This is a genomic window from Pantoea sp. SGAir0180 (genome assembly GCF_043546245.1).
In genome coordinates, this window is the sequence record NZ_CP028071.1 from 46,657 (window position 1) to 69,780 (window position 23,124).

Here is a 23,124-nt window from a genome sequence, read left to right on the forward strand (position 1 = left end):
GATGGCGGGAGCCTGCGCTCCCGCCAGCCAGCATCACTCGCCGGATTTATCCGCAGGGTTCGCCGCCGGGACAATCGCCGGTGCCGGGCCTGGCGTGGTGGGCACCGCGGGTGCAGACGATGCGGTCCCGGTTCCTTTGCTTTCCAGCTGGGCCAGACGTTGTTCCAGCGCCGCCAGTTTTTCCCGCGTACGCAGTAAAACCTGAGTCTGTACATCAAACTCTTCACGGTTGACCAGATCCATGCGGGTCAGTTGGGCCTGCAGAGTCTGCCGTATTTTCTTTTCAACATCATCGCCAAATTCACGAACTCCCTTCGGCAGCGCGTCATGAACCTGACGGGCAATTTGTTCAATTTTTTTCGTGTCGATCATGATGATTTCCTGGTTACGGGTTGCTGTGGCAGCATTTTACCAACGCTAGAGTCACTTAAGTGTAATGCCTGAATTGAAAAGGTTAAACCTGAAATCCATAGCGCAAAAAAAGCTAAAGCAATAATGGCTTTGTGGATTGCTGCCCTGACGGGGAAACGTTATAGTTAAAACGCTTATTCTCAGGGCGGGGCGAAATTCCCCACCGGCGGTAAATCAGCCCAGGCTGAAAGCCCGCGAGCGCTTCGCCGTAATGGTGAAGGTCAGCAGATCCGGTGTAATTCCGGGGCCGACGGTTAAAGTCCGGATGGGAGAGGGTAACGACATCTGTCAGGCATTATGTCTGTTTTGCGTCATTGCTACGTCTTTACGACGTCACTCCTAAGCTTGCCCTGATTCTGGTAACCCAACACATTTATAAGGTTTTATTACCATGAATCAGACTCTACTTTCTGAATTTGGCACGCCGAAACAGCGTGTAGAACGTGCTATCGCAGCCTTACGCGAAGGCCGTGGTGTTATGGTTCTCGACGATGAGAATCGCGAAAACGAAGGTGACATGATTTTCGCCGCGGAGACCATGACCGTGGAGCAGATGGCGTTAACCATTCGTCACGGCAGCGGTATCGTTTGTCTGTGCCTGACTGAAGAACGTCGCCAGCAACTGGCGCTGCCGATGATGGTGGAAAACAACACCAGCGCCTACGGCACCGGTTTCACCGTGACGATTGAAGCGGCAAAAGGCGTAACCACCGGCGTATCTGCTCAGGATCGTATTACCACTATCCGTGCCGCGATTGCCGATGACGCAAAACCTGAAGATTTAAACCGTCCGGGTCACGTCTTCCCGCTGCGTGCCCATGATGGCGGCGTTCTGACGCGCGGTGGCCACACCGAAGCCACGATCGATCTGGTGACGCTGGCAGGCTTCAAGCCCGCAGGCGTTCTGTGTGAACTGACCAACGACGACGGTTCCATGGCGCATGCGCCGGAAGTGATCGCGTTCGCGAAACAACACGCCATGCCCGTCGTCACCATCGAAGATTTGGTAGCCTACCGTCGCGAACACGAAACGCGTCAGGCCAGCTAGTTTTCGTCTTAATCAGGCCAGTTCTCTGGCCTGATCGTCTCGCCTTGTCCTGTCTGTGTGCTTCCTCAGTTCCTGCCATTTTTATTCAAAATTTCTGACAGAGAACATCATGCTTATCCGCGTGATCACGCCGGTAAAAAGCGTATCGTGGTGTTCACAGAATGAACACATCAAGGATCACTATGAGTCAGGTTCGCATGCCGGCGCTGTTTTTGGGACACGGCAGCCCAATGAATGCCTTAGAAGAAAACCGCTATACCGCTGCCTGGCGTAAAGCCGGTGAAATCCTGCCACGGCCACGTGCGATTCTGGCGGTTTCGGCTCACTGGTACACACAGGGAACTGCCGTAACGGCGATGGACAATCCACGCACTATTCACGATTTTGGCGGCTTTCCTCAGGCGCTTTTTGATACCCGTTATTCCGCGCCGGGCTCACCCGCACTGGCGGAAGAGATTGCGGAACGGTTATCCCCGGTGCCGGTTCATCTGGATCACGCATGGGGATTGGATCATGGCTCGTGGGGCGTGCTGATTAAAATGTATCCCGACGCAGATATCCCGGTCGTCCAGCTCAGTATCGACAGCGGCAAGCCCGCCGCCTGGCATTTCGGGATGGGAAGAAAGCTGTCTGCGCTGCGCGATCGCGGCGTGATGATCGTCGCCAGCGGTAATGTGGTGCACAACCTGCGTAAAGTTCTCTGGGGCGGTGGCGAAGCTTACAGTTGGGCCACGGGGTTCAATAACTTCGTGCGGGACAATCTGGCGGTGCAGGCCGAGGCGGACGCACATCCGTTGGTGAGTTTTATGCAGCATCCGGATGCGGCCTTATCCAACCCGACGCCGGAACACTTCCTGCCATTGCTGTATGTGCTGGGTTCCCGTCACGCAGATGAGCCAGTGACCGTTCCGGTGGAAGGTATGGAGATGGGCGCAATCAGTATGTTGTCGGTACAGGTCGGTTAACGCGTAAGACAGGCCAGCGAACTGGCCTGGAGATAAAAGGCTATTCAATAAAGGCGTGCGGATAGAAACGCGACAGATCCTGCGTGATCAACTCCCGATCTTCCCGCAGGCCAATACCGGCCGGTTGATCGTCGATGAGCCAACTGCCAATCAGCGTATAACTGTCACCAAATTTTGGCAGCGGATGGAACTGCTGCACAATCATGCCTTCTTCGCCGTATGGACCATCCACCCGGGCGATCTCTTTGCCGTTTTCCACGATACGAATGTTAGCGCCTTCGCGGGAGAACAGCGGTTTGACCACATACTTGTCCATAGGCGGCACGTCGTCTTCAGCAAACCAGGCAGGCAGCAGGTTGGGATGATTGGGAAACATCTGCCACAGCATCGGCAATAACGCTTTGTTTGACAGAATGCTTTTCCAGGCGGGTTCAAGCCACCGCACGCCCGCATCCGCCAGCTTGGTCGAAAACATTTCGCGCAGCATAAATTCCCACGGGTAAAGCTTAAACAGATTACTGATCACCTGATCGTGCGGGTCAGTAAACTGGCCTTTCTCACCCAGCCCTATCTCATCAATATAGAGAAATTCGCTGGGTAAGCCGGCTTCCGTGGCGCAGTCCTGCAGGTATTGCACCGTGCCGCGATCTTCCTCGGTATCCCGGCAGCAGGCAAAGTGCAGCCAGTTAAAGCCGTGCTGCTGATGCAGCACCGTGAAGCGATCGATAAGCTTTTCCTGCAGGCTGTTAAACTGGTCGCTGCCAGGCGGCAACTGGCCCGCATTCAGCTGGTCTTCCAGCCACAGCCACTGGAAAAACGCCGCTTCATACAGCGAGGTCGGTGTATCGGCGTTGTTTTCCAGCAGTTTGGCATCGCCTCGGCCATCCCACGCCAGATCGAGACGGGAATAAAGTGAAGGCTGACGCTGATTCCACGAGTCACGCACGAAATCCCAGGTGTGTTTTGGAATACGGAACCGGGTAAGCAGGGCTTCACTGTTTACCACTTTTTCCACCACCTGCAGACACATCTGATGAAGTTCGGCGGTCACCTCCTCCAGATAGTCGATTTGCGCCAGGGTAAACTGATAGTAAGCATCTTCGCACCAGTAGGGCTCACCGTGCATGGTGTGAAAACGAAAACCAAACTCTGTGGCTTTTTCCCGCCAGCCCGGACGCTCAGAAATCGCGATACGTTGCATAAACGGTATTAGCCTCCCAGCGAACGGCTGGAGGTGCCGGAAGCACTGCTGCGTTGCATCGCGTTTTGTTTCGCGACCGTTTCGCCAAAACCACCACGTGTGATGGTTGAGGTGGTGGTCGGTTTCGGCGCCAGGGCAGTTTTGGGCACGTTCATGGTCTTACCTGGGGTGGCATTACCGTAGTTACGGCCAGAGGCATCCACGAACTGACCGTTTGCCGGGCTGTTGGGGGTTTTCGGTGAGAACAACGGTTGCTGGGCAAAGCCCGCGCCACCGCCCATCATGCGCCCCATCATGTAGCCTGCCATTAACGGCATCCAGAAGCTGCCACTTTGCTGCGCTTCGGCATTCGTACTGCCTGTGCCCGCCTGTGCCGGTGCCTGCTGGCACTGGTTTTCACCAAATTCGGCGACACAGTCTTCACGTGTCGCATATTTTGGCGCGGTGCGTTCAGCTTCCTTTTTAGCGTTGTTAAACGCGGTGGTGCACTGCGCACTTTGTCCCGGATTGGCTTTTGAACAGTCGTCCGCGTTTTGATAAAGGGTGACGGTTTCGTCGTTTTGCTCACAACCTGCCAGCATAAATACCGCTGAAACAGCGATAGCAACAGGCGTTAAGTGTCTTGCTTGCCAGCTCTTACGAAAGGCGGCATAGCGGATCGTTTTAGTCCGTTTCATTATAAATATCCTGTGCCCAAAGGTAGTGCATAGAATAGGGGATGAGTGGTGAGAAATGAAGCTAACGGCCAGGCAGGACGGGGATCTTTACGTAGTTATACGTTTTGCAGAGAGGCGGGCCGCAAAGCAGCCCGCAACAGGCTTAGTGACTGAACGGATTACGGCTGCTCTTATGTGCGGCCTTATGTACGGGGGCCGGTGCTGGTGCCGTTTCGGAAGTGGAGATGTGATCTTCACCCAGCACCTGCTGTACATTTTGTGGCTGAACCGTTTCCGGCGAGGTTGAGATTTCTTTACCTAACTGACTGTTAAGCACACCCAAACTCTGCTCGTTCAGCGTGCCCAGGGCATAGCTGATATTCAACTGGTTAATCAGATAGCTGTAACGCGCATCCGACAACTGCTGCTTAGCGTTATAAAGCGTTGATGTCGCATTCAGCACGTCAACGATGGTACGGGTTCCCACCTGGTAACCGGCTTCCATCGCGTCTAATGAACTTTGCGCGGACACCACGGCTTGTTTGTAAGCGGCAATGCTACTTGCTGACGCATTGACGTTGTTGTAAGACGAGCGCACGGTCTGCACGGCTGAACGGTGCGCGGCTTCCAACTGCTCACTGGCGCTGACAAAGTTGTATTGCGCCTGTTTCACCTGCGAGGTCACGCTGCCACCGCTGTAAAGCGGCAGGGTAAAGCTCAGGCCCACTTTGTTGTTGCCGGTGATGGAATCTGTCGAGCTGGCATTTTGCTCAGCACGGCTTCCGCCGTATTTGCTGTTGGACAGGCCAGTCGAGGCGGTCAGATCCAGCGTCGGTAAATGGCCCGCCTCCGCTGAACGGATTTGCTCACGGGCTAAGTCCTGGTTCAGACGGGCAGAAAGCAGGTTCAGGTTGCGGCTTTCAGCCTGCTTAAGCAGCGAGTTAACCGCTTCAGGTTTAGTGGTTTTGAAGCGATCAATATCCAGCGACGCCAGCGCCAGGTAATCCATACCGGTAATCTGACGCAGAGACTCCACTGCGTTGTCCAGGTCATTACGCGCGGTCACTTCATTCGCCAGGACACTGTCGTACTGCGCGCGGGCGTTCTGCACGTCGGTAATGGCGACCAGGCCCACGTTAAAGCGCTGGGTCGTTTGATCCAGTTCGCGATAAATCGACATCTTCTGCGCTTCGACGTAAGAAAGCGTATCAATGGCTTTCAGCACATTGAAGTAGGCCGTCGCGGTGTTCAGAATCAGATCCTGCTGGGCGACCTGGTAGGTCACATCCTGAATACCGGCTGCTTTTTCCTGCAGCGTCAGCGCACGCCATTTTGACATATCGAAAATGGTTTGCGTCAATTGCAGCGAGCCACTGGTGGTATTGGAGTGAATACCGCTACTATCACGGTAGCCGTTTGCGTAGGTATAGTCTGCACCCAAACCCAGTTGGGGTAATAAAGGACTGCGCGCTTCGTTAATTTTCTCGAACGCCGCATCACGCGTCGCCGCAGAGCTACGCAGATCAGGGTTGCTTAAACGCGCTTGCTGGTAAACCTGAAGCAGGTTTTCCGCCTGGCTGGCGAAGCTGAAACCGCCCAGGCTCAGCCCAATAAAAAATGGGAGCAGTTTTTTCATTTGCATTCCTTTTGTTGCAGCAAATCGCAGTGACTGTGCCGCCTGTAAGCCAAAAATTATCGCAGATTCTAGCAGAGGGCAACTGTGAGATAAGGTGGCTGAACGTGCCATATTTGTGTGTTTCAGGTAAATAACTCAGTAATAACCCTTTGGATGGCATCTGGGCTTGTGTTTTATCTGTGTTATCCCAATCTGCATAAGGAACTTAATGATGAAGGACAATAAAACATCACCTGTGACTTTCACAAAAAATGATGTAGAAATTATTGCACGAGAAACCGCATACGAGGGTTTTTTTTCCATTGTGCGTTATCGCTTTCGTCATCGGTTGTTTAATGGCCAAATGAGCCGGGAAGTGACGCGTGAAGTTTTTGAGCGCGGTCATGCCGCTGTGCTGCTACCTTATGATCCCGTCCGTGATGAAGTGGTGCTGATTGAACAGATCCGCATCCCGGCTTTCGATTGCAGTCCCACGCCCTGGCTGCTGGAAATGGTGGCAGGCATTATTGAACCGGGTGAAACCCCGGAGCAGGTGGTACGCCGTGAGGCCGTCGAAGAAGCGGATCTGACGGTTGGCCGGGTCAAACCGGTGCTGAACTACCTGGCCAGCCCCGGCGGCACCAGCGAACGGTTATCGGTAATGGTCGGAGAAGTGGATGCCAGCCAGGCAAAAGGATGCCATGGTCTGGAGGAAGAGAATGAGGATATTCTTGTCCATGTGGTCAGTCGTGAACAGGCTTACCACTGGGTGGAACAGGGGATTATTGATAACGCGGCATCTGTCATCGCCTTGCAATGGCTGGCACTGCACCATAAAAAACTTCGAGAAGAGTGGACGCAAAAATGAAACAGCGCTATATCCCTGATTTCCCCGAGATGATGAGGCTGTGCGAAACCAATTTCGCCCAGTTACGTCGTCTGCTACCACGTGATGACGCAGCAGGCGCATCGGTGATCTATCAGGTGAGTGGCGCCCGCTACCAGGTAACCGTTGAAGAATCAACGCGTTATACTACCCTGGTCGATATCCGTCAGACGGCCCCAGCCGTAAGTTACTGGAGCCTGCCGTCAATGTCTGTCAGGCTGTATCATGACGCGATGGTGGCTGAAGTGTGTTCGACACAGCAGATCTATCGGTTCAAAGCACGTTATGATTATCCGAATAAAAAAATGAATCAGCGTGATGAGAAGCATCAAATCAATCAGTTTCTTGCTGACTGGTTACGTTATTGCCTGACGCACGGCGCGATGGCAGTACCGGTTTGCTGATGCGTATAATGCACTGAATGGCGTAGAGACGAAGGAAACGCTTTGGATAGCCTGCTAACTCTTCCTGCGACAACAGAATCTGAGGTTCGGATTCTGCAAGTAACGGACACGCATTTGTTCGCAGGAAAACACGAATCCCTGCTGGGGGTGAATACCTGGGCCAGTTATGACGCGGTACTGGATGCGATCATCGCGCAGCAGCGTGATTATGATCTTATCGTTGCCACCGGCGATCTCTCTCAGGATCACTCAGTCGAAGCCTATCAGCATTTTGTTGAGGGCATTTCGCGCCTGCCTAAACCTTGCGTCTGGCTGCCGGGGAATCATGATTTTCAACCTGCGATGGTCGATACGCTGGCAGAGGCCGGCATTAACGCACACAAGCATGTGCTGTTAGGCGATCACTGGCAGGTTGTTCTGCTGGACAGCCAGGTCTTCGGCGTGCCCCATGGCATGTTAAGTGACTACCAGCTTGAGTGGCTGAATACCACGCTTGCCCGTTATCCGCAGCGCCATACGCTGGTGCTGTTGCACCATCATCCTTTAGCGTCGGGCTGCACCTGGCTTGATCAACACAGCCTGCGCAATCCGCATCAGTTAGACGCCGTGTTGCAGCACTATCCGCTGGCAAAAACGCTGGTCTGCGGCCATATTCATCAGGAAATGGATGTACCGTGGCAGGGCCGCCGTGTGCTGGCAACGCCGTCGACCTGCGTGCAGTTCAAACCGCACTGTACCAGCTTTACCATCGATACCGTTGCGCCCGGCTGGCGCTGGTTTACGCTGCACAATGACGGTCAGCTTGAGACCGAAGTCAACCGACTCACCACACAGGCTTTTCGCCCCGATCTGGATGCTGAAGGATATTAACGGATGAAGGCGCTGCTTTATCTGCACGGCTTTAACAGCTCACCGCGTTCAGCAAAAGCGACGTTGTTTAAACGGTGGCTGAGCCAGCATCATCCCGATATCGAGATGATTGTGCCGCAGTTGCCAACGTTTCCTGCGGATGCGGCAGCTATGCTGGAAGATATTGTGCTCAGCCACAGCGGACGACAGCTGGGCCTCGTCGGTTCTTCGCTGGGCGGCTACTACGCCACCTGGCTGTCACAATGTTTTATGCTGCCGGCGGTGGTGGTCAATCCCGCCGTTCGCCCGTTTGAGTTGCTGGTGGATTTTTTGGGTGAAAATCAGAATCCCTACACCGGTCAGCAATATGTGTTAGAGTCTCGCCACATTTACGATCTGAAAGTGATGCAGATTGATCCGCTGGAAGCGCCTGATTTATTGTGGTTGCTGCAACAAACCGGCGATGAAGTGCTCGACTACCGCCAGGCACTCGACTATTACAGCGCGTGCCGTCATACGGTTGAAGAGGGCGGAAATCATGCATTTACTGGATTCGAGCGCCATTTCCCGCAAATTCTGGACTTTCTGGGCCTGAATCACGCTTGAGCAACGTGGAAATCGCAACCATTTTCTTCATCTAATCAGACAGTTACCATGAGTCAATCAAGCTATAATGCGGGTGACATTGAGGTCCTGACTGGCCTTGAGCCGGTTCGCCGTCGCCCGGGAATGTATACCGATACGACGCGCCCTAACCACTTGGGTCAGGAAGTCATTGATAACAGCGTCGATGAGGCACTGGCGGGCCATGCCAAACGGGTAGAGGTGATTTTGCATGCCGATCAGTCGCTGGAAGTCATCGACGACGGGCGCGGCATGCCGGTGGACATCCACCCGGAAGAAGGCGTTCCGGCTGTTGAACTCATTTTGTGCCGGCTGCACGCGGGCGGTAAATTTTCCAATAAAAACTACCAGTTTTCCGGTGGCCTGCACGGCGTCGGGATTTCGGTGGTTAATGCCCTGTCCAAACGCGTTGAAGTGAATGTGCGCCGTAACGGCGAGATCTACACTATCGCCTTTGAAAATGGTGAAAAGGTGCAGGATCTGACCGTCACCGGCACGGTAGCCAAACGCAACACCGGCACCAGCGTCCATTTCTGGCCGGACGAACACTTCTTTGACAGCCCGCGTTTCTCGGTTTCCCGCTTATCTCACCTGCTGAAAGCGAAAGCCGTGTTGTGTCCGGGTGTCGAAATCGTCTTTAAAGACAAGCTCAACAATACCGAGCAGCGCTGGTGTTACGAAGATGGCCTGACAGATTATCTGTGTGAAGCCGTAAACGGCCTGCCGACGCTGCCGGAAAAACCGTTTGTGGGTGCCTTTACAGGCGATATCGAAGCGGTGGACTGGGCGTTACTGTGGCTGCCGGAAGGCGGTGAGCTGTTGACCGAAAGCTATGTGAACCTGATCCCGACCATGCAGGGTGGGACACACGTTAATGGTCTGCGCCAGGGCCTGCTGGACGCCATGCGTGAGTTTTGCGAATACCGCAATATCCTGCCGCGTGGCGTGAAGCTGTCCGCCGAGGATATCTGGGATCGCTGTGCCTATGTGCTGTCGGTGAAAATGCAGGATCCACAGTTTGCCGGTCAAACCAAAGAGCGCTTATCTTCACGCCAGTGCGCCGCCTTCGTGTCAGCCGTGGTCAAAGATGCCTTCAGCCTGTGGCTGAATCAGAACGTGCAGGCGGCAGAACAGCTGGCAGAGCTGGCGATTTCCAGCGCCCAGCGCCGGATGCGCGCGGCGAAGAAGGTCGTGCGTAAAAAGCTGACCAGCGGCCCGGCGTTGCCTGGAAAACTGGCAGACTGTACAGCACAGGATCTGAATAAAACCGAACTGTTCCTGGTGGAAGGGGATTCGGCGGGCGGTTCAGCCAAGCAGGCACGCGACCGCGAATACCAGGCGATCATGCCGCTTAAAGGCAAGATCCTGAACACCTGGGAAGTCTCGTCGGATGAAGTGCTGGCCTCACAAGAGGTGCACGATATCTCTGTGGCGATCGGTATCGATCCCGACAGCGAAGATCTGACGCAGCTGCGCTACGGTAAGATCTGTATTCTCGCCGATGCCGACTCAGATGGGCTGCACATTGCCACGCTGCTCTGCGCGCTGTTCGTGAAGCACTTCCGCACGCTGGTGAAAAACGGCCACGTTTATGTAGCGATGCCGCCGCTTTATCGTATCGATCTGGGCAAAGAAGTGTATTACGCGCTGGATGAAGACGAGAAAGAGGGCGTACTGGAGCAGTTAAAGCGTAAGAAGGGCAAACCGAACGTTCAGCGCTTTAAAGGTCTGGGTGAAATGAACCCGCTTCAGTTACGTGAAACCACGCTCGATCCGAATACCCGCCGTCTGGTTCAGCTTACCGTCAGTGACGACGATATTGAGCAGACGCTGCGGACGATGGACATGCTGCTGGCGAAGAAGCGTTCTGAAGATCGCCGCAACTGGTTACAGGAAAAAGGCGACAAGGCCGATATCGAAGTCTGAGTCGGTTACCCGCTGCAAAAAGCCCCGGCCTGTACCGGGGCTTTTTCGTGTCAGCGTTGCAGAAATTACTGGCCGGGTTCCAGCACCAGAATTTTTACGTCTGTCACGTATTCTTTAATGGCAGCGCGATGGGCTTCCATATGCGGCATTTGCTGATGCTGGTCGAGATGACGCAGGGTTTCCCACTGCTCCAGCATGAAAATCGAATCGGGTGAGTTGTGTTTCCACGGCACCTGCGCCTGATGATCGACCAGCGCGCTGTACTGATGGCAGCCTTCTTCTTCCAGCACGGTCGGGATCACCTGATGAAACGCCTCCAGTACTTTCTGACGGTAGCCTGGCTTCACACAAATTTCAGCAACGACGGTTAACATTCACGTTTCCTCTTTCGGGGGGAAAGTCTATTTAAGCAAAAATTTCGCTGAGATGCGTCCGATAACGAGCAATATCCCGCGGCACATCAGGCTGCTTGATCACGTCGTTACAGATGAACGTCGGTAAGGCTTCCATTCCAAGGAACTGATTAGCCTTGTGAAAATGCAGGTACAGGCCATCCACGCCGACGCCTTCGAAGAATTGCTCAGGATCGGTAAAGGCTTCCAGCGGAGCGTTCCAGGTCAGGGAAAGCATATATTTTTTGCCCTGAAGCAGGCCGCCAGAACCGTATTTTTTCTCGCTGTCTGAACGTGTGCGACCATCACTGGCATACAGCTTGCCGTGGCCTTCCGTAAAGACTTCGTCAATATAACGTTTCACGGTCCAGGGTTCGCCCATCCACCAGCCTGGCATCTGATAAATCACGACATCGCTGTCGAGATATTTTTGGATCTCATCTGCCACAACATAGTCACTGTCGGCGACGGTAACGGTCACCTCATGGCCCAGATCGCGCAACTGGCTGGCGGCCACGTCGGTCAGCGTATGATTCAGTTCACCTTTAGAATGGGCGAAAGTTTTACCACCATCGATAATTAAAATGTTGCTCATTAAGCGTGTCTCCCGTATGCGTTTATGGGGAGTAGCTTAGGCCGCGACGCGCGGGAGAAAAATGCGAGAATGATCACAACACTTTTGCGATTAGCGCAATAACCCGTAAGGTTATGTCACCATAACGGCGCAAACTCACCTCCGAAAAAAAGAATGATGAAGAAAACACTCATAATGACTTTACTGCTGGTGGCTGGCGTTGCCCAGGCCCAGTCGCGTCTGGACAGCGTGCTCAACACCAAAACCCTGAAAGTCTGTACGACCGGGGACTACAAGCCCTACAGCTTTCTGAAACCCGATGGCCACTATGAAGGGCTGGATATCAGCATGGCGGAGTCGCTGGCGGCGTCACTGGGAGCGAAAGTGCAATGGGTACCTACCACCTGGAAAACCCTGATGCAGGACTTTTTAGCGAAACAGTGTGATATCGCACTGGGTGGCGTATCGGTTACGCTGAAGCGCCAGCAAACCGCCTGGTTTGCTCAGCCGCTTGGCGTGGACGGCAAAATTCCGCTGGTGCGCTGCGCGGATAAAACGAAGTATCAGACGGTTGACCAGCTAAATAAACCCGGCGTCCGGTTAATCGAACCCGCGGGCGGGACGAACGAAGCCTTTGTGCACAGTTATCTTCCTCAGGCGGCGTTAACGCTGTTTCACGATAACGTCACCATTTTCCAGCAGTTGGTGGATAACAAAGCCGATGTGATGATTACCGATGCCTCAGAGGCGCTGTATCAGCAAAAACGCTTCCCTTCCCTGTGCGCACTCAATCCGGATAAACCGCTTCAGTATGGCGAGAAGGCCTATATGCTTCCGCGTGATGATATGAGCTGGAAACAGTATGTCGATCAGTGGCTACACCTGAGCACGGCCACGGGAGAATATGCGAAGATTGCGCAGCAGTGGACGGGCGTGATGAAGTAATCATGTTTTGTGCGCTCAGTTTTTTTGCAGCGCTGTACACGCCATCCGACAGGGTTTCTGAGCGGGCGTCCTCACGTCGCTGTCGCGTGCCTTCACGTCGCGCTTCAGCCTGACGGACTGACGGAGACGATACAGCCTGTACCGACTCCGTTTTTTGCCCGCGTCCTGCGGGCAAATCCTGGTTTTATCGCTCTGTTCAGCGCTGCGGATTGCCTGCTCCGACTTCCTGTCAGATGGCTTTGAAACGCCACGGTGCGGTTATCTGAATCAAAAGCGAAGATGCTTAATACAACGACGCTTTACCCAGCCCACCAAACAAATTCATCTTGTAGCGAATGACCGCTTTTGCCGCCTCAATCGCTTCGGGATAAATTACGTTCGGATCCCACCAGGTTTCACGGGTTAACACTTCACGCACTTTCTGGAAATAGGCATATTTCATGTCGCTGGAGATGTTGATTTTACCCACGCCCAGCGTCACCGCCTCGGCCACTTCGGCATCGGGATTCGCCGAGCCGCCATGCAGCACCAGTGGAATGGAAACGCGCTGTGAAATGTCGCGCAGGATATGCATTTGCAATTCCGGTTTCATATCTTTGGGATAGATACCATGCGCGGTGCCGATGGCGACCGCTAAGGTATCCACGCCGGTTCGCTGCACAAAGTCTTCGGCCTGAGCCGGGTCGGTGTAGATCACTTTGCTCACGCCGCCTTCCACGGTCGTCCCGGTATCGCCAATCGTCCCCAGTTCGCCCTCAACCGACACGCCCACCGCATGGGCCAGCTTCACCACCTCTTTCGTCAGCGCCACGTTTTCTTCGTAAGGCAGCAGGGAACCGTCAATCATCACCGACGTGAAACCGCACTGAATAGCGCGCAGCACATGGGCCACCGATGCACCGTGATCCAGGTGCAGCGTAAACGGCACGCTGCTTTTCAGTGTGCGCTCCCGCACATAGCCAAAAAATGCATCGGTGACGAATTCCAGTTCACTGGGATGAATCGAGATAATGGCCGGGGTTTGAGTGGCTTCGGCTTCTTCCACGACCGCGCGGATAAAACAGCTGTCAGCGACATTGAAGGCGCCAATCGCAAAGCGATGTTGACGGGTGGGTCTTAACATCTCTTTCATAGAAATCAACATGTTAAATCTTCCTCAGCTTGTTTTATGACAAAGGGTTGCCCTGCGCTGACGTTCAGTGACGCGCACCGGGTTACAGCAGAAAGCCATCAGGCCTGGCGGGCGGAGCCAGACCAGCTCAGATAGTCACTGACGACTTCACAACAGGCGGACTCCATCAGGGCGAGTAAGTCCGGCAGTTCGGTGGTGGGAGGGTGTTTAAGCGCCTGGTGCAGCGCCTGTTTACCGGCTTCAAATACCGCCGCGCCAACGTTAATCTTGGCGACGCCGTGCTGACTGACGCGCCGAATATCGTCCGCTGGCGTGCCACTGCCGCCGTGAAGCGCCAGCGGGCGCGATGAGGCCGCGTGCAGGTCTGCCAGACGCTGGAAATCGATTGTCGGCTGCACCCCAGCGGGATAAAGCCCATGCGCGGTGCCAACCGAAACCGCGAGCAGATCGATATGGGTCTGCTCAAGAAACGGCAGGACATCCGCCACCTGGGTCATTTTGACCGCCGCGTCGGCCAGCGCGTAGGTGGGCGCATCGGCGATATGGCCCAGTTCACCTTCGACGCAAACCCCGGCGGTGTGGGCCATGTCGACCACGCGGGCCGTCTGACGAATGTTTTCGGCCAGCGGCTCCGCCGAAGCATCGATCATCAGCCCGGTAAAGCCTGCGCGAAAGGCCTGGCCAATCAGCGGAAAGGCCTTGCCATGATCGAGCGCCAGCGCGATTGGTACGCTGGCCTCTGCCGCCAGCGCCTGCACCAGCGGCACCGCGATGGCTGGCGGAAAATGACGGCTATGGCCTTGATACACATTCAGTATCAGGGGCGCACGCTGCTGCTCCGCCGCCTTAACCGCCGCCCGGGCACTTTCCAGGTTGAAGCAGTTGATGGCCAGAACGGCATATTTTTTCTGCGCAGCCTGGCTTATCAGGTCGTTCATTGCCGCGTACATACTCACTCCTTATTCCAGTGTGAATTTAATGTCGTCGTCGCGAACGGTGTGATCTTCCACGTCGTCAAACTCTTCGTCGGCTTCAGTGACGGGCTTTTTCAGCAGCGAAAGCATGACGCCACAGATCGTGGTGCCGATACCAAGCGCCAGGCAGAACAACCCGGGTTTGGTGAACAGCGGTACGACGAACATGCCGCCGTGAGGCACCGGCGCTTCCACGCCCCAGACCATGATCAGGCCACCGGCAACGGCTGAGGCAACCACACAACTCCCGACGACCCGGAACAAATCGCGTGCGGCAATGGGGATCACACCTTCGGTGATCATGCAGATCCCCATCGGGAAGGCCGCTTTCAGGGCTTCTTTTTCCGCGCGGGTGTACTTATGGCGCGTGAGCAGCCAGGAGAGCGTGATGCCAAAGGGCGGGATCATCGAACCGGCAAATTTGACCGCTTCCGGCCCGTAAATGCCGTCCACCAGCATGCCATCCGCAAACAGCGACATGGTTTTATTGACCGGCCCGCCGAAGTCAAAGGTCGCCATCGCCCCCAGAATCGCCCCCATGATGAACTTAGAGCCCCCCTGCATTGATTCCAGCAGGGCGATCAGCGCCTTTTGCAGCCAGACAATGGGCTGACCGATAAACGTCATCATGAGCAGCCCGGCAATGATGGTGCTCAGTACGGGCAAGACCATGATCGGCATCAGCCCCTGCATCGACTGTGGCAACCGGATACTGCGCCGCAGCAAAATCACCGTGTAACCCACCAGGAAGCCACCCAGGATGCCGCCGATAAAGCCGGTGCCAATCTGTCCGCAGATAAACCCGACGATCAAACCCGGCGCGAAGCCCGGCCTGTCGGCAATCGAGTAAGCGATAGCCGCACTGATCAACGGGACGATTAAGCCCATGCCCCAGCCACCGATCTGGTTCAGCATCCAGGCGATCGTACCGGGATGTTTACCCACATCGGGCCCGCCAATCACCTGACCCAGCGCAATGCAGATCCCGGCGGCGACAATCAGCGGGATCATCCAGGAGATCCCGGTTAACAGATGGCCTTTGATCGCTTGCCCGTACTGGCTTTTGTTAGCGTTCATTGTGGATCTCCTCAGGCACGCGCCAGTGAATCCGCCACTTTTTCCAGAAACTTGATGGGCGACTTGATCACCACTTCGGTTTTCACCCGCACGATCGGTTTGCCACGAAAACGTTCCTCGCCGGTGATCTTCACGTCCACCGCCAGGATCACCACGTCGGCTGCCGCTATCGTTTCGGCATCCAGGGCGTTTTCTGTCCCGATGGTGCCCTGCGTTTCCACATGGATGATGTGGCCAAGGGCGTGAGCGCCTTTGATCATTTTTTCACGCGCAATGTAGGTATGCGCGATGCCCGCCGTACAGGCGGCAACACAGACAATGTTCATGATTACCTCGGACTCCAGGGTTAACAGAGGTCGGTTTCGGCGTACTGACTAAACAGCCGAATAATTTCGCTGGGATCGTTTTCCACCAGCAGCTGCGCAATCACCTCATCATCGGCCAGTGCACTGGCCACCTGTGACAGCAGGCGAATATGGGTCGTGTTTTGATCTTCCAGCCGCACGGCAAACAGGATGATGCAGCGCACCTTGCTGCCATCCAGCGTCTCCCAGGGGATATCCTGCTGGCTGCGCCCGATGGCCAGCGTGGTTTGCTTAACGGCGGAGGACTTACCGTGAGGAATGGCGATATGATTCTCAAACCCGGTCGATCCCTCCGCCTCGCGTAGCCAGACATCACGGATAAAGGCCTCTTTATCGCTAATGGCACCGTCACTGAACAGCAACTCCGTCAGTTCGATAATGGCCGCTTCTTTGCTGCTGGCCTGCAGATTGAGATTGACGCGGCGTGGCGTGAGAATGCGAGAAATATCCATTAATCAGACCTCATTCAGTTAATGTTCTGCCAGTGCGCGCGTTGCGGCCTGTGGCAGTTGGCGACCAATCATGGCGTCCGTCACCCGGCGAATATCGTCGTCGTTAAAAAACGCAGTAACATACACGGTGGGCAAGGTGCTGATATCGAGATGAATGGTGGAGATGACCAGATCCACCGGCTCCTGCTGACAAAAGTCGTCCAGCGTGCTGGCCGAAATAACGCCCACGATAATCCAGTCCGGAAAGGCGCGCAGGATGCGACTTTTCAGCAAATGCGACGTGCCGACGCCGCTGGAACACACCAGCAAAATACGTTTATGGGCGATTTGCCGTTCAAGCGCGGCCTGAAAATGCACGCACAGATAACCGATCTCATCGTCAGCGATTGGCCCATAATGAAACCGCTCGGCCGTTACCTGCATGGCGCGTTGGGTCAGCGTGAAAATATCCTGTAATTCCGCTTTTATGTCATCGAGTAAGGGATTGCGAATCGTAATATGATATTTAAGCCGGTTAAGTAGCGGCTTAATATGGAATAGCAAACCTTCAAATAATAAAGAATCGGTCGACAGATCCTTTTGGATGAATGCGGAAAAGCAATGAATTAATTCGAGCGTAATATTGCGCGATGCTGCATTTGAAAAAGGAGAGTGCGATAGCATGTGGCTGCCGCGTTCTTCGACTACAATGCCCGATGAAATAATATATTGATAAATAAATCCCACTTCATCTGCGGGCGCGGATTGCCCCAGCCGCTGTTCAATCTGTACTACCATCTGGCGGGCAATCTTCAGAATGCGGTTGTCCATTTCTGACGCGCTCAGAGCCAGCGGCAGGGACAAGGCTTTGCCCTGCGCCATACGGTGAATCATGATCAGAATATGGGTGGACAGATTGAGGTAATACGCATCGCTCAAAGGATAGCCAAGCTGCTGCTCCATTTGCTGCAGTAAGCGCTGCACAAAGGCCACGTCCTCTTCGCCAAAATAGTGGAGCAGCGCCTGATAACTGCCGGGGTCGAGCCGCGGCAGGGCCATATTGCTGCCCGTGTTATGCTGCATAACGTCGTTAATCAGCAAAACCATGGCCTGGCGCAGTGCCTGTTCGCTGCCTGCCACATGCGTGCCGCTCTGGCTACGGACCAGCCCCAGCGCCAGCGGCTGCAACCACTCTTCAATCACCTTGAGGTCATTAACAATCGAAGCGTGACTGATGAAATAACGTTCAGATAACTTACTGATCGAGGTTTCACGTGGCGCGTCTCGTAGCAGCTGGGACAGAATTTTTACCCGCCGCGCATTGTTGCTTAAGCCCGCAGACCAGTTATCGTCGCTGGCAACATGCTGCTGCAAGCGCAGCCGCTGTTCATGATCGTGTGTTTCCAGCGCCACACAGCGGCCAGGCAGCTTCACCAGTTGTGCCTGCCAGCCATGCAGCCAGGGTTCCAGACTTTGTAAATCCCGATAAATACTTTTTTCAGAAACGGTTAACTGTTGGGCTAATTGTGCTAATGCCAGCGGCGTGCCCGCCTGTAACAGTAATTTCAGTAATCGGTGTTGTCGTGAAGTCAGATTTTGCATTCAGTCACCTGTCTATTATTTCGTTAGCGGTGCTTAAGTGGCAATTCGTTAAATCCAACCAGGGCATAAAATAAAACCGGTATATGTCGCTGAAATTGAATTTAGGTGGTGAAAGAAAAAGCAACAATACTAAATGTTGTCCCGGGAACGGGACAGGATTAATACGCTATAAATAAGCTGATAATTAATTGCGAGGAAGGTCACAAACTATTAAAAATAAGCGCACGGGGATTTTTACCGGTGCGGTTTTTTCGGCGACCGGAAAACAGGGAAAAAAGAGTGACCAGCCCGCTCCTGGACTGTGACTAATACCCACGAATAAGGTACTATCCTCGCCAAACAACCGCCGGGTGATCCGCCGTTGCGGGTCACGATGTGAGGATGAGGACTTAATGAGCGAATTGACGCAGGATGGTGCAGAGCGTCTTGCCCTGCATACGTTTACTGAGAATGCGTACTTAAACTACTCCATGTACGTCATCATGGACCGTGCGTTGCCTTACATTGGCGACGGCCTGAAACCCGTCCAGCGCCGCATTGTATATGCCATGTCGGAGCTGGGGCTTAACGCCACCGCCAAATTTAAAAAATCGGCCCGTACCGTGGGTGACGTGCTGGGTAAATACCATCCTCATGGTGACAGCGCCTGTTACGAAGCCATGGTGTTGATGGCACAGCCGTTCTCCTACCGTTATCCGCTGGTCGATGGCCAGGGAAACTGGGGAGCACCTGACGATCCTAAATCTTTCGCCGCCATGCGTTATACCGAGTCTCGCCTGTCGAAGTATGCCGAAGTGCTGCTGGGTGAGCTGGGGCAGGGCACGGCAGACTGGGTGCCAAACTTTGACGGCACGATGCAGGAGCCGAAGATGTTGCCGGCGCGCCTGCCAAACATTCTGCTGAACGGCACCACCGGGATCGCGGTGGGCATGGCAACCGATATTCCGCCGCATAACCTGCGCGAAGTGGCGCAGGCCGCTATCGCCCTGATTGACGATCCGAAAACCAGCCTGGATGCGCTGCTGGAGATTGTGCAAGGGCCGGATTTCCCGACCGAAGCCGAAATCATTACGCCACGCGACGAGATTCGCAAAATCTATCAGAACGGGCGCGGCTCGATTCGCCAGCGTGCGGTGTGGAAAAAAGAGGACGGCGAGGTGGTGATCACCGCGCTGCCGCACCAGGTGTCCGGTGCCCGGGTACTGGAGCAGATTGCCAGCCAGATGCGCAATAAAAAGCTGCCAATGGTCGAGGATTTACGTGATGAGTCCGATCACGAAAACCCGACTCGCCTGGTGATTGTGCCCCGGTCAAACCGTGTCGATCTGGATCAGGTTATGAACCACCTGTTCGCCACGACCGATCTGGAAAAAAGCTACCGTATCAATCTGAATATGATCGGACTGGATAACCGTCCGGCCGTGAAAAACCTGCTGGAAATCCTGTCTGAATGGCTGGTGTTCCGTCGCGATACTGTTCGTCGCCGTCTGAATCATCGTTTAGAACGCGTGCTGCGCCGTCTGCATATCCTGGACGGTTTGCTGGTGGCCTTCCTTAATATTGATGAAGTCATTCACATCATCCGTACCGAGGACGAACCAAAGCCAGTGCTGATGTCGCGCTTTGAGATCAGTGAAACCCAGGCCGAAGCGATTCTTGAACTCAAGCTGCGCCATTTGGCGAAGCTGGAAGAGATGAAGATTCGCGGTGAGCAAAGCGAACTGGAAAAAGAGCGCGATCAGCTGCAGGCGACGCTGGCCTCTGAACGCAAAATGAATACGCTGCTGAAAAAAGAGCTGCAGGCAGACAGCAACAGTTTTGGTGATGATCGCCGTTCGCCTCTGCGTGAACGTGAGGAAGCCAAAGCGCTCAGCGAAACCGAGCTGGTTCCGTCTGAGCCGGTTACGATTGTTCTGTCGCAGATGGGCTGGGTGCGCAGCGCCAAAGGACATGATATCGACCCGGCGGGCCTGAGCTATAAAGCCGGTGATAGCTTCCTGGCGGCGGCACGCGGCAAGAGTAATCAGCCTGTGGCCTTTATCGATTCCACTGGCCGCAGCTATACGCTGGACCCCACCTCGCTGCCGTCGGCACGCGGGCAGGGCGAGCCACTGACCGGTAAACTGACGCCACCACCGGGTGCGGTTGTTGAACAGGTATTGATGGAGCCGGAAGAGCAGCGCCTGCTAATGGCTTCGGATGCCGGATATGGCTTTATCTGCACCTTCAACGATCTGATTTCGCGCAACCGTGCGGGCAAAGCGCTGCTGACCCTGCCGGAGAATGCGCGCGTCATGACGCCGATGGCTGTGCATCATGAAGACGACATGCTGTTAGCGATCACCCAGGCGGGCAGGATGTTGATGTTCCCGGTCGGCGAGTTGCCGCAAATGTCGAAAGGCAAGGGCAACAAGATTATCTCGATTCCGTCGGCAGATGCCGCGGCGGGCACGGATAAACTGGCCTGGCTCATGATTCTGCCACCAGGCAGCGCGATTACGCTGCACGTCGGTAAACGCAAGCTGTTGCTGCGCAGTGAAGAGTTGCAGAAATTCCGTGCCGATCGGGGTCGCCGTGGCACGCTGTTACCGCGCGGTCTGCAAAAAATTGATCGGGTCGAACTGGATGCCCCGGCACGTCCTGACAGCGCTGACAGCGACGCGTAATTCATCCGGCTGGTTCATCGCCAGCCGTGTTACATTGAGGAAGCTATGTTACTGATATTACGCACGATTATTGTGGTAATTTATTCGATTCTGGTCTGTGTATTTGGCTGCATCTGGTGTCTGTTCTCGCCGCGCAATCCGCGTCACGTCGCCACCTTTGGTCATTTGTTTGGCAAATTATCGACGCTGTTTGGTCTGAAGGTTGAACTTCGTCGCCCAGAGGGCGCGGATAATTACGGTAATGCGATTTATATCGCTAATCACCAGAACAACTACGATATGGTGACGGCCGCTAAAATTGTGCAGCCCACCACCGTGACCGTGGGGAAAAAAAGCCTGCTGTGGATACCGTTCTTTGGCCAGCTTTACTGGCTGACCGGTAATCTGCTGATTGACCGTGACAACCGGGCCAAAGCTCACGGCACCATTGGCGAGCTGGTCGAGCAGTTCAATAAAAAACGGATTTCGTTCTGGATGTTTCCTGAAGGTACGCGCAGTCGCGGGCGGGGATTATTACCGTTTAAAACCGGTGCGTTTCACGCTGCGGTGGCGGCCGGCGTCCCGATCATCCCGATTGTGGTGTCCAATACGCATAATAAAATTAACCTCAACCGCCTGAAAAACGGCCTGGTGATTGTGGAAATGCTGCCGCCGGTAGACGTCAAACAATTTGAGTCGTCGTCTGTGCGCAAACTGGCTACCCACTGTCGTGAACTGATGGCGGCGAAGCTGGAAGAGCTTAACGCCGAAGTCGAAGAACGCGAAAAAAACGGTAAAATCTAACCGACAAATCCGTTGTCGGACTATTCTGCATGGATGCCCCACGGCGAGTGACGTCCTGCGTCGCTCGCCGTGAAAGCAGCACAGCAATGACAGCAATAAAAACAGGGTTGGCGTTTCAGCGCCACGCGTAAAAGGTCTGAAATTTCATGTCTTTCAGCAGACGTCAGTTTATCCAGCTTTCTGCCGGTGTGGCGCTCAGTGCCACGGTAATGCCGCATGCGGCACGTGCCGCTTCCTTGCGTGGTGACACGCCGCTTCCCGTTCCGCCGTTGATCGAATCCCGCCGGGGTCAGCCGCTGTTTCTGACCTTACAGCGCAGCCACTGGTCGTTTAACGGTGACAATAACAAGGTGCCGGTCTGGGGCATCAATGGCATGTACCTTGGGCCAACTGTCCGTGTTTACAGCGGCGATGATGTCAAACTGATCTACAGTAACCGCCTCAATGAACCGGTTTCGATGACCGTCAGCGGCCTGCAGGTGCCAGGGGCACTGATGGGCGGCGCGCCGCGGATGATGTCAGCGGGCGTCGACTGGGCACCGGTGTTACCGATTCGTCAGAACGCCGCCACCTGCTGGTATCACGCCAACACGCCAAACCGCATGGCACCGCACGTCTATAACGGCCTGGCGGGCATGTGGCTGATCGAGGACGACCTCAGTAAGCAGCTTCCGTTGCCAAAACACTATGGCGTGGATGACTTTCCGCTGATCATTCAGGACAAGCGGCTGGATAATTTTGCGACACCGGTTTATGACCCACCCGCTGACGGCGGTTTCCTGGGCGATACGCTGCTGGTTAATGGCGTACGCAATCCGTTTATTGAGGTATCACGCGGCTGGGTGCGCCTGCGGTTGCTCAATGCCTCCAATGCCCGACGTTACGAACTCAGCATCAGTGATAACCGACCGTTTACGGTCATCGCCAGCGATCAGGGTTTTTTACCGTCGCCGGTAGCGGTACAGCGGTTAACGCTGGCTCCCGGTGAGCGGCGCGAAGTTCTGGTGGATATGTCACAAGGGGATGAGGTCTCCATTACGGCGGGCACCGCGGCTGGCATCATGGATCGCCTGCGCGGTTTCTTCGAGCCTTCGACGATTTTGACCTCAACGCTGGTGCTCACGCTTCGCCCCACTGGCCTGCTGCCGCTGGTGACGGATAATCTGCCAATGCGTTTACTGGCCGATCAGATTCTGGACGGCGCTTCGGTGCGTACCCGGGAGTTTCGTATCGGCGACAGTATGCCCGGCATCAACGGTGCCGTGTGGGATATGAACCGCATTGATACCACCGCGCAGCAGGGCACATTTGAGCGCTGGATTATCCGTGCCGATCGTCCGCAATCGTTGCATATTCAGGGCGTAATGTTCCTCATTAAGAGCGTGAACGGTGCGCAGTCGATGGGGGAAGACCGGGGCTGGAAAGACACCGTCTGGGTGGACGGCGAGGTCGAACTGCTGGTCAACTTTACCCAAAGCTCTTCAGACCATTTCCCGTTTGTCTATTACAGTCAGACGCTGGAGCTGGCGGATCGGGGAACGGCAGGTCAGCTGCTGGTGCAGCCCGCCACGGCATAACGGAGCAGACTGTGCCGGGCA

23 protein-coding genes and 1 riboswitch are annotated in these 23,124 nt (G+C 54.9%); of the genes, 11 read left to right on the plus strand and 12 right to left on the minus strand.

Annotation, left to right across the window (positions count from 1 at the left end):
• Positions 1-33 precede the first annotated feature (33 nt).
• Entirely contained in the window at positions 34-372 is a 339-nt protein-coding gene (locus tag C1N58_RS00295) for a ubiquinone biosynthesis accessory factor UbiK (RefSeq protein WP_006118198.1), read from the minus strand.
• A 171-nt stretch (positions 373-543) separates the two neighbouring features.
• Positions 544-692: riboswitch (FMN riboswitch) on the plus strand.
• A 110-nt stretch (positions 693-802) separates the two neighbouring features.
• On the opposite strand from C1N58_RS00295, the gene ribB reads away from it, so the two are divergent.
• Positions 803-1,459, plus strand: a complete 657-nt coding sequence (ribB, locus tag C1N58_RS00300) for a 3,4-dihydroxy-2-butanone-4-phosphate synthase (RefSeq protein ID WP_006118197.1) — start codon at positions 803-805, stop codon at positions 1,457-1,459.
• A gap of 182 nt (positions 1,460-1,641) precedes the next feature.
• A complete protein-coding gene (gene ygiD / locus C1N58_RS00305; protein WP_033739824.1) occupies positions 1,642-2,424 on the plus strand; it encodes a 4,5-DOPA-extradiol-dioxygenase in 783 nt (260 codons plus the stop codon).
• 40 nt (positions 2,425-2,464) lie between these two features.
• On the opposite strand, the gene C1N58_RS00310 is transcribed toward ygiD, so the two are convergent.
• The 3 genes from C1N58_RS00310 to tolC form a co-directional block, all read right to left on the minus strand.
• On the minus strand, positions 2,465-3,625 hold the full coding sequence (locus tag C1N58_RS00310; RefSeq protein ID WP_006118195.1) for a glutathionylspermidine synthase family protein: 1,161 nt from the start codon (positions 3,623-3,625) through the stop codon (positions 2,465-2,467).
• A gap of 8 nt (positions 3,626-3,633) precedes the next feature.
• Entirely contained in the window at positions 3,634-4,302 is a 669-nt protein-coding gene (locus C1N58_RS00315) for a DUF1190 family protein (RefSeq protein WP_033739822.1), read from the minus strand.
• A gap of 142 nt (positions 4,303-4,444) precedes the next feature.
• The gene (tolC, locus tag C1N58_RS00320) at positions 4,445-5,917 is read right to left on the minus strand and encodes an outer membrane channel protein TolC (RefSeq protein ID WP_006118193.1); all 1,473 of its coding nucleotides are present in this window, start codon (positions 5,915-5,917) and stop codon (positions 4,445-4,447) included.
• Between the two features lie 211 nt (positions 5,918-6,128).
• On the opposite strand from tolC, the gene nudF reads away from it, so the two are divergent.
• Genes nudF through parE form a run of 5 tightly spaced genes read left to right on the plus strand, consistent with a single transcriptional unit; the run spans position 6,129 to position 10,585 of the window.
• Positions 6,129-6,764: an ADP-ribose diphosphatase gene (nudF, locus tag C1N58_RS00325; protein WP_033739821.1), complete on the plus strand. Its 636-nt coding sequence runs from the start codon at positions 6,129-6,131 to the stop codon at positions 6,762-6,764.
• Positions 6,761-7,186: a DUF1249 family protein gene (locus tag C1N58_RS00330; protein WP_006118191.1), complete on the plus strand. Its 426-nt coding sequence runs from the start codon at positions 6,761-6,763 to the stop codon at positions 7,184-7,186. The genes nudF and C1N58_RS00330 overlap by 4 nt, the downstream gene beginning before the upstream one ends.
• 42 nt (positions 7,187-7,228) lie before the next feature.
• On the plus strand, positions 7,229-8,056 hold the full coding sequence (cpdA, locus tag C1N58_RS00335) for a 3',5'-cyclic-AMP phosphodiesterase (RefSeq protein ID WP_033739819.1): 828 nt from the start codon (positions 7,229-7,231) through the stop codon (positions 8,054-8,056).
• Between the two features lie 3 nt (positions 8,057-8,059).
• Entirely contained in the window at positions 8,060-8,641 is a 582-nt protein-coding gene (gene yqiA, locus C1N58_RS00340; protein ID WP_394564484.1) for an esterase YqiA, read from the plus strand.
• Positions 8,642-8,689: 48 nt separating this feature from the next.
• Positions 8,690-10,585 (plus strand): DNA topoisomerase IV subunit B, encoded by a 1,896-nt coding sequence (gene parE, locus C1N58_RS00345; RefSeq protein WP_394564485.1) that lies wholly within the window; start codon positions 8,690-8,692, stop codon positions 10,583-10,585.
• 65 nt (positions 10,586-10,650) lie between these two features.
• Here parE and C1N58_RS00350 read toward each other — a convergent pair whose 3' ends face one another.
• Positions 10,651-10,959 (minus strand): putative quinol monooxygenase, encoded by a 309-nt coding sequence (locus C1N58_RS00350; RefSeq protein WP_033739815.1) that lies wholly within the window; start codon positions 10,957-10,959, stop codon positions 10,651-10,653.
• Between the two features lie 31 nt (positions 10,960-10,990).
• Positions 10,991-11,572, minus strand: a complete 582-nt coding sequence (locus C1N58_RS00355; RefSeq protein WP_110268409.1) for an NAD(P)H-dependent oxidoreductase — start codon at positions 11,570-11,572, stop codon at positions 10,991-10,993.
• Positions 11,573-11,746: 174 nt separating this feature from the next.
• On the opposite strand from C1N58_RS00355, the gene C1N58_RS00360 reads away from it, so the two are divergent.
• Entirely contained in the window at positions 11,747-12,496 is a 750-nt protein-coding gene (locus C1N58_RS00360; RefSeq protein WP_394564486.1) for a transporter substrate-binding domain-containing protein, read from the plus strand.
• Between the two features lie 283 nt (positions 12,497-12,779).
• On the opposite strand, the gene C1N58_RS00365 is transcribed toward C1N58_RS00360, so the two are convergent.
• The 6 genes from C1N58_RS00365 to C1N58_RS00390 all read right to left on the minus strand — a co-directional run bounded on the left by C1N58_RS00365 (position 12,780) and on the right by C1N58_RS00390 (position 18,077).
• On the minus strand, positions 12,780-13,640 hold the full coding sequence (locus C1N58_RS00365; protein WP_006118185.1) for a ketose-bisphosphate aldolase: 861 nt from the start codon (positions 13,638-13,640) through the stop codon (positions 12,780-12,782).
• 86 nt (positions 13,641-13,726) lie between these two features.
• Positions 13,727-14,578 carry a class II fructose-bisphosphate aldolase gene (locus C1N58_RS00370; RefSeq protein WP_033739812.1) on the minus strand — a complete coding sequence of 284 codons (852 nt, stop codon included), beginning with the start codon at positions 14,576-14,578 and terminating at the stop codon, positions 13,727-13,729.
• Positions 14,579-14,587: 9 nt separating this feature from the next.
• Positions 14,588-15,679, minus strand: coding sequence for a PTS fructose transporter subunit IIC (locus C1N58_RS00375; protein ID WP_054633136.1), 1,092 nt, complete (start codon positions 15,677-15,679; stop codon positions 14,588-14,590).
• A gap of 11 nt (positions 15,680-15,690) precedes the next feature.
• Positions 15,691-16,005 (minus strand): PTS fructose transporter subunit IIB, encoded by a 315-nt coding sequence (locus C1N58_RS00380; RefSeq protein ID WP_394550325.1) that lies wholly within the window; start codon positions 16,003-16,005, stop codon positions 15,691-15,693.
• A 20-nt stretch (positions 16,006-16,025) separates the two neighbouring features.
• Positions 16,026-16,496 carry a PTS sugar transporter subunit IIA gene (locus C1N58_RS00385; protein WP_033739808.1) on the minus strand — a complete coding sequence of 157 codons (471 nt, stop codon included), beginning with the start codon at positions 16,494-16,496 and terminating at the stop codon, positions 16,026-16,028.
• A gap of 18 nt (positions 16,497-16,514) precedes the next feature.
• A complete protein-coding gene (locus tag C1N58_RS00390) occupies positions 16,515-18,077 on the minus strand; it encodes a BglG family transcription antiterminator (RefSeq protein WP_394564487.1) in 1,563 nt (520 codons plus the stop codon).
• A gap of 392 nt (positions 18,078-18,469) precedes the next feature.
• Between C1N58_RS00390 and parC the strand changes: the two genes are divergently transcribed.
• The 3 genes from parC to ftsP all read left to right on the plus strand — a co-directional run bounded on the left by parC (position 18,470) and on the right by ftsP (position 23,103).
• On the plus strand, positions 18,470-20,743 hold the full coding sequence (gene parC, locus C1N58_RS00395; protein ID WP_033739803.1) for a DNA topoisomerase IV subunit A: 2,274 nt from the start codon (positions 18,470-18,472) through the stop codon (positions 20,741-20,743).
• Positions 20,744-20,788: 45 nt separating this feature from the next.
• Positions 20,789-21,526, plus strand: a complete 738-nt coding sequence (locus tag C1N58_RS00400) for a 1-acylglycerol-3-phosphate O-acyltransferase (RefSeq protein ID WP_039342149.1) — start codon at positions 20,789-20,791, stop codon at positions 21,524-21,526.
• 146 nt (positions 21,527-21,672) lie between these two features.
• Positions 21,673-23,103, plus strand: a complete 1,431-nt coding sequence (gene ftsP / locus C1N58_RS00405; RefSeq protein ID WP_039342152.1) for a cell division protein FtsP — start codon at positions 21,673-21,675, stop codon at positions 23,101-23,103.
• Positions 23,104-23,124: the final 21 nt, after the last annotated feature.

Bases quoted from the DNA above. Each gene is read 5' to 3' on its own strand.
- C1N58_RS00295 (WP_006118198.1), bottom strand. From the start codon at position 372: ATGATCGACACGAAAAAAATTGAACAAATTGCCCGTCAGGTTCATGAC.
- ribB (WP_006118197.1), top strand. From the start codon at position 803: ATGAATCAGACTCTACTTTCTGAATTTGGCACGCCGAAACAGCGTGTA.
- ygiD (WP_033739824.1), top strand. From the start codon at position 1,642: ATGAGTCAGGTTCGCATGCCGGCGCTGTTTTTGGGACACGGCAGCCCA.
- C1N58_RS00310 (WP_006118195.1), bottom strand. From the start codon at position 3,625: ATGCAACGTATCGCGATTTCTGAGCGTCCGGGCTGGCGGGAAAAAGCC.
- C1N58_RS00315 (WP_033739822.1), bottom strand. From the start codon at position 4,302: ATGAAACGGACTAAAACGATCCGCTATGCCGCCTTTCGTAAGAGCTGG.
- tolC (WP_006118193.1), bottom strand. From the start codon at position 5,917: ATGAAAAAACTGCTCCCATTTTTTATTGGGCTGAGCCTGGGCGGTTTC.
- nudF (WP_033739821.1), top strand. From the start codon at position 6,129: ATGAAGGACAATAAAACATCACCTGTGACTTTCACAAAAAATGATGTA.
- C1N58_RS00330 (WP_006118191.1), top strand. From the start codon at position 6,761: ATGAAACAGCGCTATATCCCTGATTTCCCCGAGATGATGAGGCTGTGC.
- yqiA (WP_394564484.1), top strand. From the start codon at position 8,060: ATGAAGGCGCTGCTTTATCTGCACGGCTTTAACAGCTCACCGCGTTCA.
- parE (WP_394564485.1), top strand. From the start codon at position 8,690: ATGAGTCAATCAAGCTATAATGCGGGTGACATTGAGGTCCTGACTGGC.
- C1N58_RS00350 (WP_033739815.1), bottom strand. From the start codon at position 10,959: ATGTTAACCGTCGTTGCTGAAATTTGTGTGAAGCCAGGCTACCGTCAG.
- C1N58_RS00355 (WP_110268409.1), bottom strand. From the start codon at position 11,572: ATGAGCAACATTTTAATTATCGATGGTGGTAAAACTTTCGCCCATTCT.
- C1N58_RS00360 (WP_394564486.1), top strand. From the start codon at position 11,747: ATGACTTTACTGCTGGTGGCTGGCGTTGCCCAGGCCCAGTCGCGTCTG.
- C1N58_RS00365 (WP_006118185.1), bottom strand. From the start codon at position 13,640: ATGTTGATTTCTATGAAAGAGATGTTAAGACCCACCCGTCAACATCGC.
- C1N58_RS00370 (WP_033739812.1), bottom strand. From the start codon at position 14,578: ATGTACGCGGCAATGAACGACCTGATAAGCCAGGCTGCGCAGAAAAAA.
- C1N58_RS00375 (WP_054633136.1), bottom strand. From the start codon at position 15,679: ATGAACGCTAACAAAAGCCAGTACGGGCAAGCGATCAAAGGCCATCTG.
- C1N58_RS00380 (WP_394550325.1), bottom strand. From the start codon at position 16,005: ATGAACATTGTCTGTGTTGCCGCCTGTACGGCGGGCATCGCGCATACC.
- C1N58_RS00385 (WP_033739808.1), bottom strand. From the start codon at position 16,496: ATGGATATTTCTCGCATTCTCACGCCACGCCGCGTCAATCTCAATCTG.
- C1N58_RS00390 (WP_394564487.1), bottom strand. From the start codon at position 18,077: ATGCAAAATCTGACTTCACGACAACACCGATTACTGAAATTACTGTTA.
- parC (WP_033739803.1), top strand. From the start codon at position 18,470: ATGAGCGAATTGACGCAGGATGGTGCAGAGCGTCTTGCCCTGCATACG.
- C1N58_RS00400 (WP_039342149.1), top strand. From the start codon at position 20,789: ATGTTACTGATATTACGCACGATTATTGTGGTAATTTATTCGATTCTG.
- ftsP (WP_039342152.1), top strand. From the start codon at position 21,673: ATGTCTTTCAGCAGACGTCAGTTTATCCAGCTTTCTGCCGGTGTGGCG.